This window comes from Ekhidna sp. (assembly GCF_039960695.1).
Classification (GTDB): Bacteria; Bacteroidota; Bacteroidia; order Cytophagales; family Cyclobacteriaceae; genus Ekhidna.
The window spans coordinates 46,266-64,986 of the sequence record NZ_JBDVKP010000005.1; the positions used below are offsets into that span (position 1 = coordinate 46,266).

The following is an 18,721-nucleotide window of genomic DNA, read 5'->3' on the forward strand; positions in this document are numbered from 1 at the left end:
GATGATAGTAAGAAACGAAAGCGAAGCACTGATAGGCATTGGATGGAGCAATCCCCCAACCTTTATTAAAGGAGCCAATCAAGTCCATATGAGTAAGGATGTTCAGAACATCAACGAAAACCTGAAGACACTATTTTCGACACATTCTGGTGAGAGAATATCCGATAATCAATATGGAACTCGTCTCAAAGATCTCATTTTTAGTTCTCAGGATATTATGCTGGAAGTAGAAGTGAAAGAGTCGCTGACTACTGCAATAAAGCTATTTGAGCCACGAATCCTGGTAGATGATATTCTGATTGATTCCACAAGCCAACAAGATGGCTTCATATCTATACATGTCAGTTACACAATTAGGAAGATCAACTCCAGACACAATTTTGTATACCCATTCTACATAAACGAAGGTTCAAACCTTGACATATAAATGCTTGAGAATGACCATATCGCCCGGTTATTTTCTGCAAGTCAGCGAACATTGAGTAGCCTGGCATTAGATCCATCTACTGTCAAAATTGATGATCGTTCGAGCACCGAACTGCTCAGTTTTATGGCAGAATTGGCAAAGCAATTTTGGTACTACAATGAAGATGGACGTCGAGATGGAGATTGGAGTGATTTCTTTCAAACAGATATGGTCTCTTTACTTGCTGTAATCAGCGAGTCTTACAGTGAAAATGACTATCGTATAATACTCGGATTTATTGAGTCAATCGAGAAATTATCAGGAAAGAGCGATGTAGAAAATGCTGGTGATTTATCCATAAAGCTATGGGAGCTTTTTCATCTGGCTTTCAAGCCAATTTTCAAGATAAACGACTGGTACAAGACATTCACTCGCCTGCATGTAGATACGCAATTTCAAACGTATCTAAAAGAATTGATTTGGAGCAAGTTGAGCTTTGGTCTAAGAGATTTATATGCGTTCTACTATTTCTCCATCCAGGCCGGAGTACTTACTGATAAAGAAAAAATTGACAATGAATTTAAGAAATTTCAGGACCTGGATGTTCTCTGGAATTTCAATCCATTTCCAAACATTCGCAGATCAAAGGTGGAAATGTTTGATTTCTTTGAAAATAACAAGGCCTTTTTAAATGGCCTCAGAGAGTCAGTAAAGGGCTTGCATAATCAGCAAAAAGCAATAGCAAAAAAAGCTAATGACATTTTTTACGTCAGCCTGAATACTAAGCAAACTGAACCTCATATTGCATTGATCCTCGGATTCTTAAAGGCATACAAATTGCAGCAAGATGCGATCAACAATATCCTCCCAAAGTATCTGGATTTTTACTATAAAGACCTACTAAAATTTGAGAAAAAAGGTGCTGTTGGAGATGACGTATTCATCGCGATGAAACTATCTAAGGGGAATGATGTCACGAATGTATCTTCTTCTACACAATTACTAGCGGGAACCGATTCAGCTGGAGAACCCATTTTATTCGAAACTCAAAAAAGCCTTCAGGTTACACCCTCCATTATTTCAGATTATTTAACACTCATAATTGATAAATCGAGTGCTACTACGGAAGTATTAAGCTCTCATCAAGTCAAAGGGTTTAGTGCCCCAGTCATCAGTAAGCAAACCGGACTTTACGAATCTTTTCAAATGTTCGGAGGAATCGAATCCACCAATGTTGCCCCAATTACATCCGCTATAGGATTTGCTATTTCATCACCAGAACTGTTCCTGGAAGGTGGCAAAAGATGTGTTGAAATCTTGTTTTTGAATAAAGAAACAGCCCCCACTAAATCTGCAGATTCTGCAAAACTGAAAGAGACACTTTTGGATAATCTAGTAGAGCTAAAAGTTACAGGAACCAAAGGCTGGATCACACCTGACTATCAGGAAATTAGGATTATAGGAGGTAAATTGAGAATACGATTTGGTCTAAAAAAGTCAAACGCTTCAATTGTTTCTTACAATGAAAAGACACATGGCAAAGGATACGATGCACAATGGCCAATAACAGTCCTTACACTTAAAAATCAGTCTGATTCAAACGGGTTAAATCCATATGCAGAACTTGGCAAGATTTCTTTTTCGTCTTACCAAATAAGAACTACAACTAAGGAGCTTAGTATTCTCTCCCTTATAACCAACACCGGTAAAGCTGCTTCAACAGCCATTGTTGCGCCTTTTGGAGGTAATCCATCGCTGGGATCGCAGTTGACCATTGGATGCCAGGAAGTTTTCGTAAAGCATACCAAACTCTTCAAAGTAAAAATAAATTGGCTTAACCTACCGGTGTTTTGGAAATACTATTTCGTCTTCAATGAATATCAGGTGGAACATCTGTCGGCTCCAACATTCTTCAAGAAAAATTTTAAATGTGCTTTGTCTTGGTTAGACAGCAAAACCGGGAAATGGGAAACCTCGGCTGAAGACGTACAGTTGTTTAATGGGAACGATGATGGCACCTCATTTGCATCAAAATGTGGCCATCCATTTAATCCTAAAAAGGAGGTTCATGCAAAAAAAGCAGTTTCAAAAAATACGGATGCCAAAAGCCCTCTGACTCCAATCACCTATACATACGATGTTGCCGTTACTCCAGATTATTCACTGAAGTCACCTTTAATCTATACAGATAAAAGTAGCTCAGGGTTTATGTCTTTAGAGCTAACAGGCCCCGAGGAATCATTCGGCAACAACCTTTATCCAAAGATCATATCACAGGTCACATTAGAAAATACAATCAAAGCTGCAAAAAAGGCGAAAAGCTCCAGTCCTGCAGGTAAGAATGGACCTAGTTCACAATTAAAACAGCAAAAACTTAACAAACCTCAAAGTGCATCTGTGCCTGTTCAAAAAGTAAAGTCAGGAATAAAGAATTGGTTTAAGAAAATATGGGCAGGTATTGGCAAGTTCGTCAAGAAGCTAGGTCCGACTTTGAAAGTAGTCAAAAAAGTAGCAGCATGGATAAATAAGAATATTCTTAAACACTTGGGCACCGTTGGAAAATTGATATATAAAGGGTTGAGCTGGTTGGGAAAAACTTTCAAAAAGACTAAAACGGCCAACGTCTTTAAACCTCTTCCCAATAAACCGTATGTACCTAAAATTAAAGGAGTTACCATAGATTATTGCTCCAGTCTTCAGGTAGTGCCAGGTTCAGACTCGGAAAACAAACTCTTCAAGATTCATCCATTTGGAATTGAAGAAATGAATGCTAGCGAAAGAAACTTACTGCCGCAGTATCAGGCAAGTGGATATGCTTTTTTAGGTTTTACTGAGTTGGATATGGGAACCACACTTTCAATTTTTCTGGGAGTAGAAGACCTCAAACAAACTACTGTGTCTGGCAATATTTCTAAAGTAAATGTAGAGGTACTAGGTACAGAAAATTGGGAGTGTGTTAAAGTAATAGAAGATTCAACATTGGGGTTGAAAAAGGCTGGGATCTTACGAGTGTATATAGATAAGAAACCTGAAGTCACCAATCCGATCATGCCTTTGAAAAGTTACTGGCTTAGACTATCGGCATCAGATGCCTGTGTGAAAAATTGCAAGTTGAGAATGATAGCTACTAATGCTGTACTTGCAAGCAGAGTTATTGATGAGAAAAATGCTACTAGATGTATCAGCAATCTTAATGCCGGTAAAATCTCAAAACTGGTGGTTCCTATCCCGGCAATTTCGAAAATAGAACAACCTTTCCCTTCATTTGGAGGTGAAAACCCGGAAAATGATAGCATTTTCAATAAGCGTGTTGCTAAACGCATTTCCAATAAAGACAGAGGTGTCTCCATTACATATATTGAATCGATTATTCTTGATTCATTTCCTGAAATCTATCAGGTCAATGTTTATAATTCTCATCGAGTAAACTCAACCGAACCAAACGTAAGAATTTCAGTGTTGCCGCTGGCTTCTCAGGGAAGTCAAATAGATCCATATCACCCAGTTGCATCTGTCAACCTTCTCAATAAAGTAAGACTACTGCTTCAGTCAAAAACTTCTCCCCATGTGAGGCTCGAAGTAGAACATATGAAATTTGATAAAGTTCTGGTGTCACTCGATGCTGTCTTCACAGATCCTGATGCTGGAAGAGTATATCAGGAAGAGCTAAATGCCGACTTGAAAGATTTCTTGTCGCCATGGATTGAGGGTAATAATCTTACTCACACACAATCATCACTTTACATCAACGACCTCTTACAATTCATAAGTTCCAGAACTTATGTTGCCTCCTTCGAAAATCTAAAAATTATAAATGGAGACAAACCAGTTTATGGAATTTTCCATGGAAAAGAGGATGATGTAGTAGTAGAATATACAGAACAGCGGCTTTTCCCAACCGGACCTTTGCATGTTCTCGCTTCAGCAGATAGACATCTGATTAATGATGTGAGTATAGTAGCTGAAGAACATAATCAACCCGAACCTGTAGAAGCAACGATATGAGCGAAATATCACATATCGAAACATTACCAGTCTCAGCAGATTCGTCAAGTCACCTCGACTATAAAAATCTGGTATTAAAAGCTATTCATGCAATCGAAGAATCTGGCGGAACAAAATGGTCCAATTACAACCCTTCAGACCCAGGAAGAACAATGCTGGATATCCTGTGTTTTGCTTTGCTGGACCTTGGATATAAAACCAACTTCCCAATTGCTCATCTGCTGTCCGGAAAAGACGGACAAGTAAAGACAAAGGATAAGTTATATGAGGCACGAGAAGTGCTTTTCACAAATCCAGTGACACTATTAGACTTTAGAAAGCTCCTCATAGATCGATCTGAAGCCATTAAAAATTGTTGGATAGAATCGATAAATAAAGAAGTTTTCCATGGAAGCTTTCAAACTTATTACGAGCTCTGTGACGAGTTAAAAATAGCCTTCCTGCAAACGCATCATAAAGAATTGTCGGCCAAGCAGCAAGAGGCACTTAGCTCGGATCTTAAGGAGTTACGAACAGGAATCAATGCACTACTCTATCAGTATAGAAATTTAGGAGACCTGTACCTGAACCCCATTATGCTTACCCCTGTAAATTGGAATGTGACTGGAAAATTTCACTTCGCTTCAGGCAGTGATGTTGAAAAAGAAATTGCATGGGTATTCTATCAGCTGAATAATTTCTGGTCTGCCTATATAGACTTTTCTACCTATGAAGAGCTAAAAGAAGAGGGGAGAAGTATAGACACGATATTAAACGGACCCAGATTGAACAATGGATTTATTGCGGATGCTGACCTAAAGCCACTTTCGAAATTTTTTGATATAGAGGAGCTGAAATCTTTGCTGATACAAAATGAACATGTTTCAAGTGTATTCTCTCTAGGTATTGGCACGAATAAGATATCCGAAAAAGGAAAAGTTCCAATACCATCTGGAACGTCACCTTTCTTTGATTATACCAGAGTTGCTCAAGTAGTTCAAGATACCAAAACACTCCAATTCCATCTCGGCAATCAATTGATTAGAAGAATTGATCAGGTGAAAGTCAATACCTATTACAATCTACTGACAGACAGAAAAGCAGTCGGTGGAAACACTTTTGCGAAAGACCTGGGTCCATCAAAACCGGAAGGTCAATACCGTGACATTAAAACATATCATTCCCCACAGTACCTTTTTTCAAAGCAGTTTGGATTAGATGTGGACAGATCATTTGAGGGAGTTTCACCTGCAGAAAAAGGCAGAATTAAACAGTTGAAAGCTTACCTGATGTTGTTTGAGCAAGTTCTTGCAGATCACCAGGCACAGCTGGCAAATGTTGGAAAACTACTTTCTTTTGATTCTGGTGTCAAGGTAGGAGAGCAATTGTGCAAGACTTACTATTCGCAAGGATTGTACAATTCTCCAGGCGCGCGTTTCATTCTCAAAGCTTTTGATGTCTATCAAAAAGATAGTCAATATTCACGTGAGCATCCCGAAAAAACCTGGGAGGCATTTAAGAAAGACAAAAACAATTCGTATCAATCTTTTCTTGAAAATTACAAGAATGGCGTTGACAAAAACATCGATCGTAAGAGCAAAATTATGGAGCATTTACTTTCCAGAAATGGAGAGGAATATGATGCCTCATGTGCTCCGGTATTAAACCCACATTACGGAAATTATTCGCTGGCTAAAGTTGAAATCATCAGTTCATTACTCAGGAAATTTCCTCAGTACAGTGAGAACATCGGAAGATCATATTTCCAAGAGTTTGAGCGTGACCAAACAGAAAAAGTAAATCTGTTTTCAGGCATAGAACTGCGGATGGAGCTCCTCTTTCAACTCACAGCTTACTATCAGGAAATTATTGATTTAGTCAGGGAAAATCTAAAAAAGATTGAGTCAGAGATGAATCTGGAAATATTCCCTGAAAAGACAAAAGAAGGACACATGATTGTGATACGGTATCAAAAAGAGGAGCTACTCCGAATGCCGTTTATCAAGGAAACCCTACATGAAACAATACTTTATCACCTTGATGTGCTACAGCGGATATGTGACGAAACGAAAGGCTTTGTATTGATTGATCACCAACTTTTACTGTCCAACATGCAGAACTGTAAGTGGAATGTGATGAAAAATGGTCAGGTTCAAAAATTTTCTCACGCAAATGTGGAGAGCACCGAATTTCCCATGAAGACAGCGATTCATTTGGCTAATAAATACAGCACTTTATGGGAAAAAGATGATGTATATATCAGAATGTCCCCGCATGCTAGGAAGTTAAAAAACTATGCAGGCAGGGAAGTACGCTCGGATCTTCTAGCCTTTCAACCATCAGCATCTCTATTCCTTCCATCTTGGGTAAGCAAGCTCAGAGATCCATCCTTTCTCAATCTGTTTAAAGGAAAATGTTTCCGTGAAGGCCCAGTCTACCTGGACTTTACTTTTCATAGAATTCCAGCCACACTGATGGAAGATTTATTAACGGTTCGCATTACATGGCTTAAACAGCTTCAAGCTATCCAGGAAGGAAATTCAGGAGCATCAGTATCAAAGTCACACATGGGGAATTTGGCCAACAATATTCTTTTGGATCTCATTCTTCAATCACAAAAAAGACCGGTCACCGAATGAAATCATCTACTCACCATATTAAGAGTAAGGTTTTCGAAATATCATTTAATGATGAGAATGAAAGCTTAAGATTTCAGAAATCTTTTAGTGACTTCATTCGAAATGAACTGGTGGAAATCACAGAAAAGTGTTTGTCAGAATTTAATGGGCCTACATTGAAAGTGATCAATAGGTTGGAGCTAGACTTGGGAGATATCGCATACGAAGGATATGAAAAGACACTCACAAGCAGGTATGAAGAAGCGCTCACTCGTGCGTTATTTAACAAACTAGAGTTTGAAGGACCAGACAAGGAAGAGGAAGAAGATTCTCCAGCCAGTATCATTTTTATGATTCGTCATTTCCTCCTCAAAGGGTACATGCCGTGGAATTATGATGAAAGCAGTTGGGATTCCTTCAATCAAATGTTTGAGCATGCATCCTTGATAAATATGGATCTTCTGATAGAAGAATTGAATAACCTGCTTACTTCTGACCAATCCAGAACGAGGCTTATCCACCAGTTGGAAGAATCAACCATTCAAAATTTAGTCAAATTCATTGAGCCTTCGCAAAGCACTCTCATTTTGGAATATCATAAAAGTTGGATAGAAGGTGAGAAAAAGAGAACGCTTTTCGGTGAAACAAACAATCGTCTTTCAAAAAGCTTCTGGATATTCATATTTAACTATCTCTATGAGGAAAGAGGGTCTTACTTCAATACCAGGAGTTTCTTAATAAGTACGCTCAGGCAGATAGCCAACCAGTTCAATCTTTCTTATCTCGAAGTAATAGGTCAGCTAAGAATTGTGCATGAAGAAATAGGGAATACAAGAAACAATGACCTGTACTACCTGCTGGAGGAAATTCTTAGCATGGATGTAGAAACGTTTGAAAAAGAGGATGAAACAGCACAAGACTCATCAGAAATAGTAGAGATAAATGTTTCTGACCTTTCTTATTTCATACAAAAGGGTAAATGGCCTAGTCATGTAAAGGTTCATATTTTGTTTCCTCGAGCATTTGCAAACCTAGCAAGTAGCAAGCCTCAGGAACTCATCAAGCTTATACAACAAGCTGCAAAAGACATTTCCAGACTTAATAAAATAATAAACCTCCTTGGCAATAATCACATAAATGATTTGTACTCCCTCTTAGAGCCATACAGCCAAGTGGAACTCATGGCATATGATGAATTCTTCAGAGACTTAAAAAGGGACACATTTATCAGCACGAAGAGCGGCGAAAGTATCACTGCCCTCATTATACAGACGCTTACAAAAAGGAATACTACTTTTTTTAATCATCAAGAATTTTTGAGAAACTTTTTTGAGATCATCGCCTATCAGTCCAAGACAAAGTATAAGACCTTATTGCAAAACACTTATGAAGAACTAGAATCCACCAAGTATGAATTTGTTGATTCTCGCACAGGAAAATTCATGAAAGCCTTTCTCATAGCTGAAACAAATACTAAGAGCAAGAAGAGAAAAAGATTACATGTCAGTGAATTGGATATAGAATGGATTGAGGAAAGCATTGTTTCAGGCATGATACACCCAGTATTGGAGAGGGAAGGGTACTTTTCCATTCTTGAGGTATTGAAATTTTTAGCTACAGAAGAGCCTCCCACTTTCAATAAGTTCATAGAACAGCGACTGAAAAAAAGAAAATTTATTGAGAGCTTCTCCGACCTTTTAGATACGAACCTCTTCAATTATTTAAAGCCAGTAGAGACATCAGAAAAGAGGAAGTGGAAGCGATTATTTCAGTCCATAGATAGAGTTTCAGTTTCTCAATCTTTGCATCAAAGCGATCTACAACGAGCATTGAAAACCTTGACACTTCGGTGGATGTACGGTTACTTCAAACTTGATTCAGATAGGGCAGAGCAAGACCTTATTCAGATAGCAAGAGATCATAATCTTGATTTCAACTTATTTCTCAGAGCTTTAATTCGACTGGCTGATTACTCAACAGATGAAGAATTTAAAAGCCAAATAATCCCATTGGCGGATCGATTGGGTATTCGGGCGCAATCGCAGGAGCGTTTGTCAATCATCGTGGATAGTGGAGCTGGAAAACCAGCAGATCAATATATCGAAAAGCAAATAGCGCTAGTCATATCAGCCATCAATGGAATTGTAAATAGCGAAGAACTTGAGCTATTAGGATTCAGATCTGCAGATGAGGCACTAAGACAATTGATGAAATCTCATCAGGGATTGTTAAAAGAAAAGTTAGGCTCCCTTCAAAAATGGCATCAATCATTTCTAGGTATTGGGCGAGAAATTCCTTTATCTACTTATTATTCATTGCTAGCTATGCTTGATAGCATTGCGGGCAAGAAGGTAACTATCATTCTCAGAAAGCTCGAAATACAGTTAAATGAAGGTGCACAATCTGTCAATCGGTTTCTAAACATCACGAGATCTTTAGCACTTTATCGGCTTTCGGAATCCACCTTCCAGACTTCAAAATTCATTGACGATTTTGTACAGCTGATTCGAGACTCTTCACCAACTATTTATTCCCAGGTCATTCCTGTTTTGTCTAAAAATATCTCAACAATTAGTATTCCTACACGAGGAAACGCCAATGATATTATTAGAGATTTAGAAGCTCAGCTTAATCAGGTAAATGACACCAATTTGCTGATGGATGAAAAAGTATTATCCAAGCTAATAAACGAAGAATACTTTGGGGAGTCTCTCGAAAAGGAAGCCACAATAACGCCTTATTTTGATGAAACAGAGGATGTTGTATATGACGAAATCTACATAGAAAATGCAGGCTTAGTCATTTTGTCTTCTTATTTCTCAATACTCTTCGAACGAATGTCTCTACTGGAGAATGGCAAATTCCTATCTCTTGAAAAGCAGGAAATGGCAGTATTGCTACTTCAGCATCTCATGCTTGACAAACCTCCGTTAAATGAACACCATTTACCATTGAACAAAGTACTCTGTGGGTTAGACATAAGTCACCCGATTCGTACCGATATTCAAATAAGCCACAAAGACCAGGAAGTAATTAACGGGCTTATTGAAGCAGTTATCGGATACTGGTCAGCTATCGGTCATAGCACCATTGAGGGTTTTCAGGGCTCATGGCTTTGGAGAAAAGGAAAGTTGGAACACAAGACTGAATGTTGGGAACTCAAAGTAGAGCAAAACTCATATGATATGCTTTTAGACCGTCTGCCTTTCACGCTTTCACCCATCAAATTGAGTTGGATGGATAAACCTTTAATTGTAGAGTGGAGATGAATCAAAACCTTAACCATATCGCCACGATAGAAAATGAATTAAAATGGTTCGCATCTGTACTGGAAGCGAGATTTCAATCTTATTTTGAGCAAAGCACACCCCAAGATATTCCACCACCTTTGTTCGAATTTAAAGAGACTAGCTACGCACAATACGTCACTTCCAATGAATTGACCAAAGATGAGCGTTTGTTGCTTATGCTGGCTATTGCTCCACATGTTCAGCCAAATCTGCTGGATGTCTTCTTCACCAAAAATGTCACCTTCGAAAGGGGATTCACAGAATTTGGAGGCTACTTAGGTAAGTTCCATGGCGGCTTTTTACCTACCGGCGAAACAGCAGCTTTCCTAATCGCAGGTGATGACATTAGAAAGAGGCTAGACGTCTATGCACTTTTAGATGCCAAACATCTATTTGTACGTGAAGGTGTAATTAGTGTTGGAGCCAACAATCCGGACGAACCTGTCTTATCCTGTCCCATTTTTATGCAGGAAAGGTATGTCCATCATTTCCTTTCAAACAGTGCATTGAGTCAAGAACGGACTGATATGTTTCCTGCAAGCAAAATTGAAACCCATTTATCATGGGAAGATCTTGTAATAGATGCGTCAATACGTGATGATATTGACCAGATAAAGTGCTGGATAGAGCATGAAGAACTACTTATGAAAGATTTGGGACTTGGTGCAAAAGTAAAACCGGGATACAAATGTCTTTTTTACGGACCTCCGGGCACCGGGAAAACGCTTACAGCCTGCTTGTTGGGGAAAACCACCGGAAGAGATGTATACCGAGTAGACCTTTCTTCGATAGTATCCAAATACATCGGTGAGACTGAAAAAAATCTATCAAGGATTTTCGATCTCGCTGAAAATAGAAAATGGATATTATTCTTTGATGAAGCAGACGCGCTATTTGGAAAACGTACTCAGACTTCCAGCTCAAATGATCGATTTGCAAATCAGGAAGTATCCTATCTCCTGCAACGAGTTGAGGACTTTCCTGGAATAGTAATCCTCGCGTCAAACCTGAAGTCAAACATCGATGAGGCATTTTCAAGACGGTTTCAATCAACAGTATTTTTCGGAATGCCTGATGCCAAAAATAGACAGGCCATCTGGTCCAAAATCTTCGAAGGGCCATTAGAGCCAGATGCCGAAATTGACATACAGACGCTCGCTCAGGATTATGAAATCTCAGGTGGAGCGGCCATAAATGTATTTCGTTATGGCGCCATCAAGGCAGTAAGAAAAGGAACTACGAAAATTGGTAAAGAAGACCTCATACAAGGAATACAAAAAGAATTTCAAAAAGATGGAAAAACCATATAAACAAGACTTAAAAAATTGATGAACGATAAAAAAGTAATATTATGAGCAATACCTACAACAAAGAACTAAGTAGTTCAATTAAAAACTCCAATAAGGAGTTCATCAAAGAACAGTACAAACTGGATCATATAAAGAATGCAGCTAAAGTCGCACTCTATTATGCCCATGGTCAAACAGAAAAAACGGATAACGCTTATGAGAAGACGAGGGCTGATAGTAATGCAGCCGAAGTGTTAAATAAGAGTGCGGTTAAGTCAATTAACCTGTCAGAGAATGTGGTACTTGCAGCCAAACAGTCACTTCAAGATTCAGGAAGCACCACGAGTAATGTATCCACGGCAGCAGCCAATATGCAAATTGCTGCAAATGCCATTACGAAGCTTGCAAGTGATGTGGCAGCATTAAAATCCGTTGCGAAAAATACAGCCAATGAAAGTAAGATATTGCATCATACAAATAATGCAAATGACTTAATTCAAGAAGCAGCAAGAAAAGCAGAAGAGGTAAGCCTGGTTTCTATGCAAGCTACCATTGAAGCTGCTCAAGCCACGGCAAGTACGGTGGTCACTAACTCGGAAGCTACGTTATCAGCGATAAAAGAGCTACACGCTTCGACAGCTTCAAATTATAACAACCTCTTGCAGGAGACATTTGCAGATAATGACAAACTCACAATAGCCAAGAAGAATGAAAAGCTGGCATCGGCAAAACACGACGTAACCAAGAAGCAAGATGAGGCAATAAAAAGTACAAGGAAACAAATAAACCATGTTTCAAATCATGACCTGATAATCTTTGATCCTCAGGTGGTAAAGTCTAAAAATAAGGATGACAAGAAGGTTCCAATCTCTACCATCCCTGAGGGGAATTCCTACACTATAGATTTTAAAGCATTTAATAATGAGGAAGATATCAAGCATTATCGGCTCATTGTGGCCAAGTATGATGATGCAGAAGCATTCGATATTAACATAGCAAAAGATTTAGATCCAGGAACCTACTTCCAGTTTCAACCAACGCCGACAAGCAAGAAGAAGAAGATCTATTCGAATACATTTCACCTGCTGGATGCCCCAGAAAGGGCAAGTACAAGTGCAGGTGGAGAATCAGTAACAAACGGTAACAATAAATGGCGCAAAGAGAGCTTGGAAAATGATACCGAACTTTTCTTTGCCAATGCGAAGCAACACTTGGCGGTAGACTACAAAGGAAAGCCAATCGATCGAGGAGTACCATACGTGGCTTATGTATATGTGGTTTATCAAAATACCTACCAACATACCATCAATAGTACAGTTGGGGTTTTATCACAACCTTCAGAACAACTCACTCTTTTGAGAAAACTATTTACACCTGAAAAGATTGAGTTGCACCCTGCCTACTTTAATAGTCGAAACCTGGCAGTCTCGTTCAGCCTGCCAATAAAGCACTATGATCCAAATGCTATAGAATATCGAATCATGATGCTGGAAGCCGACAATGTATCTGCCAAAGAAATCAATGACAGCATTGATGAAGCAGTCAATAATTTAGAAAAGGCCGAATATCGATTCAATGTTGAGAATAACATTCTTCAAGAATACACATCTCGGGTCAGCGAGCTCAACCTCAGGTATGAAAACTTATCCAATATGATTGAAGTACTAGGTCCGGATGAGGACGGAGAAGTACTGATCCATCAACGGACGGAAGTGGAAACAGAAAGAAACAATGTTTTGAAACTCATTGATGGCTATGATGGACATATTGGACAATTCGATATTACGCAGAAAGCCAAAAAGACATTCGAAGCAGCTCAGACTAAGGAAGCTGATGCTAGTTGGGAAAAAACAAGTGATTTCGTTTTCGATACAGACTTAATGAAGACAGTAAGTGCAGCCAATTATTATGTGGCCAATCCAATCAAATGGGACATAGAATCGGCCAGAAATAAGCAATTCTATAGTCTGGTAGAATACCTCTTGACTCGAATGGAATTACGTCAACTTATTGTTGAAGCAGAACCAACTGAGCTTACCCAGCTTAAAAAAGATTACGATTTACAGCTTAACAAGGTGGAGTTGGCAAAGGTGAATCTTGAAGAAATCAAAGAAAAGCTAAATGACCTGAAAGAACAGAGCAAGAAGACACCTAAAACTGATCCATCTAAGGAGGTAATGGAAGCTGAGTTGAAGTTGGAAGAGGACAACTACAACACAGCAAAAGAGCAACTCGAGGAGGCAAAAAATAAACTGCATCAAATCGAACGTGAGATTGAAGTAGCCAAAGAATTACAAGATGAGATATCGCCAGACGTGATGACGAAATTGATCACTAAGATGATGCAAGCAAGTTACGAGGTAGGACGATATAACGAAATACTCTCCTTACTTAAGGATCAAGTCGAAGCAAACATTAAGGCCGAAGACAAAGCGGTTGATGAGGACATCCTACTCATCATAGATCAAATACACGATTATCAAAACCTTAAAGACAAGATTGAAAAAATGATAGAAAAAGGAGACGAACCTAAGTCGATGCTTCCTTTGGAACCAGTTCAGAAATTCGAAATAGTACCACAGGTGGTATTGATGTACACAGAGATTGGCGAAGATGCTACTGATAATTATGGAGAACCGTTATTTCAGAATCAAACCGATTTTATGAAAAATGCCATTGATGCTTTCGAACTTTTGATTGAGAACGATACCTCTAGAAAAACGGAGTTTGACAAGCTGGCCGATAAATATGATCCAGAGGCTATGCAAAAGATATTGGCTGAAAACAATAAAAATGAAAAAGGCTATCAGGCAGTGATTTTCTCAGCCTTGACCGCAGCACGAGTACATGAAGCTGCAGAGTACAAGAATTCGCATTCGGATTATTCCAATGTATCAACATTACATATAACACAATAAAAAACTTCAAAATATAACAATATGAGTACGAGAAATGTAACATCATCAGCGGCAAAGCCGGAATATAAAAAAGTGTTTGAAGATGTAACGGCTGAAAAAACATCACGCATTGAACGTCTGAAAAGGCTGGTAGAAGATGCTAAAAAGCAATTAGCTCAAGCAGAAGCTGGCTATGAATCCTTCCAGGCAAAGACTACTTTGTTTGAAGAGTTGCTGGCAAAAGCTGAAAATAAACTTAGTGTGGCCACTATGCAGGATAACCTGGGGGTTGATGCCAGCCAAAAAGTAAAATCACTTCAAAACACCGCCAAGACCGCTACAGCAACTGCTGACGACACCTACGCCGACACCAAAGGCCTGTTGACAAAAGTTCAAAAAGTGGTCGAAGCGACACTTAAAGCGGCTACACAGATTACACTGACTGCTGAGTTTATAATGAATCGGAAATTTTCCAACCCATTGATTTCCTCGCAGTTAGTTACAGACGCAAGTCAGGCAGCGACTGATGCTAATAAGGCAGTTTCGCTTATTATCAATACACTCACGTCTACTTTCAATGCACTTTCTGCAAGCAATCAAGCTAAGAACACCGCAGGAATTGTAGAGATCGAAATTGAGTATTTGGTTCATGTATTGGTCAGCTCTTTGCAAAATATGGAGGCAGGAGATACCGACACCATTGAGGATGTAGTGAAAGCCAATTACCTAGAAGCCAGAAGCCTCGAAAAAGAAGCACAAGATGCGCTGGATCAAGTGAGTAAATCTACCATTCAAGCTAAAAATGAGATGACTCAAGCAGCAGCAGATTTGGCAAATGCAGAAGGGGCTTTGAATGCAGCAGAAGCGGCTGCAGGTAGTTAATCATTGATTTATGGAACTAGAAAATTTTCATAATTGCTACCGAAAGATATTCGAAAGAACCAATGGGTTTGTGCTCAACTGGCCCATTGGATCGAATATTCATCTTGGAGATTTTTTTAGCATTAAACCCGGATCGTTTAGTGTAGTAGGCCGTATCTCTGATCCGAACATGGAAATGATATTTTTCGATCCATATGAAAATAATGATGTCGAGTTTGCTGTACCTGCTGCAGAGCCTGTCAAAGATGAAAATGTAAGAATCGGAACATCACGACCACCTGAGCACTTATGGCAGATGAAGGACGGTGTGTCCAATGATTATATTGGTAATAAGATGTTAATTCCTCATAAACGTAAAGTCATTGCGCCAGAGGTGAACCAATTCATCACCCGATTGGAAAATCAAGGGAGTTTTTTCTTCAATGCCAAAGATGTAAAATATCGAAAGGTGCTGGATTTCTATAAAGTGCACAAACGAATTATTCGAAGGCTAGCCACCCAATTTTTCAATTATAGTGAAATATACCTGGTGACTGAAGTTGCGAAAGTTGAAAATTATACATTGGGGGTAAGTAGAGATCAGAATGCAGAACTGGTGACCTCTATGGATGAGTACTTCAATGGAGATATACTGGATCTAATACATTCAGGTAAGGACTTGACAATAGAAAAAGCAAATGGATTTGATTACCTGAAATTTCATGGCGGGGAAGGAGCCATAGCTTTCAAGGCATTGAAAATGTCACTCTCGATGAAAGCCAAAGAGTTGACTATCAAAAAAATCTATGAATCTCAGGATGCAAAGATCAGAGATCATGCTGTGGAGATAATAAACAACGATTTAGCTAGTATTATACCAAGTATAGAGATCAATTCTTCCAATGCCAGCGACTTTTTCGAATGGCGACCGATGAGTATTACAGATATCGATGTGTTTTTGGGAGGGCATTAATTTGCAATGAAGCATCCCTTGAAAATAGAAAATGATCAAAGATCATACATAAGGGGAGCTGCAGTTAGGCAATTGAAAATAAACAATGATTCACTTAAGCAAGTTTCAGCAGCCTCGCATGTAGCTCAATTAGCAAGGACTCCTCGTCCAGCCAGAAAAGTGGGAGGTAGGAGGATAAAAGACCCCTTTCGTCACAAAAAATTTATCAAAGTAGAAATCCTTCCACCAGGACGGATAAGATCTGAGATTAGAAAATCTCTTGAGTCTAAAATTTGGAAGAAAATGGCAGCAATGAATCCACAACACGATAGAGGAGATTTGAGACAAAGAGGTCAGGAAACAAATAATATTCTTCATACAGGTACACTAGAAAGAGTAGCTCCTCATGCCAGGAATCCTTATCAGGCTATGATGAGGCATTTGAGTACTGTACTGTCGGCAGAACGAATGGATCACTTTGTAGAAGTACAAGCTGCCATTACATTTTCGAATCCTGAAAGGACACAAGGAACCGTGTATGTATCAGCCAATGCTCATGAAAGAGATTTGATTAACAATTGGGGCGGAATACGGGATAAAGCAGAAACATTTGTAGGTAGGGGGAATAATCGATTATAGAGGCACAGTAGAAAAGTCATTGCTGAAATAGACGCACTCAGAGAAAACTTTAATATTCAGATTGTGAGCACGGGTATTCAAAATCAGCATGCCGAAACACGTATTGATGATCATATTCAAGATCCAAATGCAATTTATGGTGGCTTGAGAAGACCCTGCGGGGCCTGTAGAATCAACTTTCAACTAAAAAATAGACATAATGTTCTCAGCGATCATACCGGTCAACTTTGGACAACAAAAGCGGCAAGTCTCTCCATTGAACGTTTTGCGTTGCCTATTATAGCCAATAGAGTGGTGCCGCGAAGAGTCCGATTGATGATAACAAAAAGCAATGTCTCTATAATAGCCAGTAAGTATACGAACGAATGGATACAGGAAAATGAAGATATGTTTCAACTACCAGGCGAGACATATGTGCAAGGACAAGAAACTGTCCGAGAGGCGCGTGGACATGATACAGATAGTGAAGCAGAGGATGATTAATAAAAGGTAATAGGCTATGGAATTTCAAAGAAATAAAGAAACACAAGATCGGATTCATTCAGTAGCCAATCAAGCAATTCAGCGAAAGCCAAACAAAACCGGCCTACCAGACAACCTAAAATCAGGAATAGAAAACCTCTCCGGCCATTCCATGGACGATGTGAAGGTCCACTACAATTCTTCTCGGCCGGCGCAACTTCATGCACATGCCTTTGCACAGGGCAATCAAATCCATTTGGCTTCAGGTCAGGAAAAGCATTTACCGCATGAAGCCTGGCATGTAGTGCAACAGAAACAGGGACGGGTGAAGCCTACGATGCAGTTGAAGAAGATGTTAAGGTTAGATCAGAATTCCAATTACTCGTTGACAAGCACAACTCAGCCACCTCAGGCTTCAATTCAATTTACAAGATCAAATGATGTTGCTCAGTTAGCTAGTAAAGCTTCAAGAATGGCCGGGGGGTTACTTGTATTGGAAGGAATTGCCTCAATTGTTTTAGCAAAGAATGCGAGGGACCCCAAAAATAATATTGAAATTCAAAGGTCTACCATCATACATGCCCTATTGGGGATTAGTAAAATCTTTAGAGGAGCACTATTGGTTCTTGATTGGCAGCCGGGTACAGTCTCAGAAAGCGAAAAAGAAATGCAGCCTTTTAATTCTCTTTTCAGAATAGTGGAGGCAATGGCAGCTTTAGCAGATGGTATTACAAATCCCAAAAAGCTTGCATCGGCCTCAATTAAATTAATAAGGTCGGGTATTCTGGCATACGAGAAGATTCTTGAAGAAAATGTTAAAAACGAATTTCTTAAAAAGGGACTTCTGTATTTTTCAACTGCTTTACACATTGTTGAAAATATCTTAGGTTATTTAAATGCTTCAGAAGCTCCAGAATCAATGAAAACTACTGCAAATGCCATTTCAGGTATACAAAGTGCAAGAATTGCAACAGGAGTGATGGGAAATGAAATAAAACATCAAAAATATGGACTCACGGATTACCTAAGCTACTTAAACCCAATGAGCTATTTTGGAGATGATAAGAAAGGGTAACCTTTCTCTCTTTTTGGTATTAAACAATGTGAATCAACGCACCAACAAAACTCAACCCATAAAAACGCAATCAGTAGCTGGTAATGTTGTTCAGAAAAAAACCAATCATACCGGCCTGCCTGACAACCTAAAATCAGGAATCGAAAACCTCTCCGGCCATTCCATGGACGATGTGAAGGTTCACTACAATTCTTCTCGTCCAGCCCAGCTTCATGCACATGCCTTTGCGCAAGGCAATCAAATCCATC

The 18,721-nt window shown here is 39.2% G+C and carries 12 protein-coding genes; all 12 read left to right on the top strand.

The features are described 5' to 3' along the window. Position 1 precedes the first annotated feature (1 nt). Complete coding sequence (locus tag ABJG98_RS03785; RefSeq protein ID WP_348278143.1) at positions 2-427, top strand: GPW/gp25 family protein; 426 nt, start codon at positions 2-4, stop codon at positions 425-427. Beyond that, a complete protein-coding gene (locus ABJG98_RS03790) occupies positions 428-4,411 on the top strand; it encodes a hypothetical protein (RefSeq protein WP_348278144.1) in 3,984 nt (1,327 codons plus the stop codon). Continuing rightward, positions 4,408-7,029, top strand: a complete 2,622-nt coding sequence (locus ABJG98_RS03795) for a hypothetical protein (protein ID WP_348278145.1) — start codon at positions 4,408-4,410, stop codon at positions 7,027-7,029. Before ABJG98_RS03790 ends, ABJG98_RS03795 begins: the two co-directional genes overlap by 4 nt. After that, the gene (locus ABJG98_RS03800; RefSeq protein WP_348278146.1) at positions 7,026-10,277 is read left to right on the top strand and encodes a contractile injection system tape measure protein; all 3,252 of its coding nucleotides are present in this window, start codon (positions 7,026-7,028) and stop codon (positions 10,275-10,277) included. Before ABJG98_RS03795 ends, ABJG98_RS03800 begins: the two co-directional genes overlap by 4 nt. Then, entirely contained in the window at positions 10,274-11,608 is a 1,335-nt protein-coding gene (locus ABJG98_RS03805; protein ID WP_348278147.1) for an ATP-binding protein, read from the top strand. Before ABJG98_RS03800 ends, ABJG98_RS03805 begins: the two co-directional genes overlap by 4 nt. A gap of 41 nt (positions 11,609-11,649) precedes the next feature. Then, positions 11,650-14,505 carry a hypothetical protein gene (locus ABJG98_RS03810; RefSeq protein ID WP_348278148.1) on the top strand — a complete coding sequence of 952 codons (2,856 nt, stop codon included), beginning with the start codon at positions 11,650-11,652 and terminating at the stop codon, positions 14,503-14,505. Between the two features lie 21 nt (positions 14,506-14,526). After that, on the top strand, positions 14,527-15,366 hold the full coding sequence (locus ABJG98_RS03815; RefSeq protein WP_348278149.1) for a hypothetical protein: 840 nt from the start codon (positions 14,527-14,529) through the stop codon (positions 15,364-15,366). 10 nt (positions 15,367-15,376) lie between these two features. Further along, positions 15,377-16,318: a hypothetical protein gene (locus ABJG98_RS03820; protein ID WP_348278150.1), complete on the top strand. Its 942-nt coding sequence runs from the start codon at positions 15,377-15,379 to the stop codon at positions 16,316-16,318. A 6-nt stretch (positions 16,319-16,324) separates the two neighbouring features. Next, positions 16,325-16,936: a hypothetical protein gene (locus ABJG98_RS03825; RefSeq protein WP_348278151.1), complete on the top strand. Its 612-nt coding sequence runs from the start codon at positions 16,325-16,327 to the stop codon at positions 16,934-16,936. A 63-nt stretch (positions 16,937-16,999) separates the two neighbouring features. Then, the gene (locus ABJG98_RS03830) at positions 17,000-17,419 is read left to right on the top strand and encodes a hypothetical protein (RefSeq protein ID WP_348278152.1); all 420 of its coding nucleotides are present in this window, start codon (positions 17,000-17,002) and stop codon (positions 17,417-17,419) included. A gap of 16 nt (positions 17,420-17,435) precedes the next feature. Next, positions 17,436-18,473 carry a DUF4157 domain-containing protein gene (locus ABJG98_RS03835; RefSeq protein ID WP_348278153.1) on the top strand — a complete coding sequence of 346 codons (1,038 nt, stop codon included), beginning with the start codon at positions 17,436-17,438 and terminating at the stop codon, positions 18,471-18,473. Further along, positions 18,457-18,721 (top strand): DUF4157 domain-containing protein (locus tag ABJG98_RS03840; RefSeq protein WP_348278154.1); only part of this gene is annotated, 265 nt, incomplete at its 3' end. The genes ABJG98_RS03835 and ABJG98_RS03840, both read left to right, overlap by 17 nt.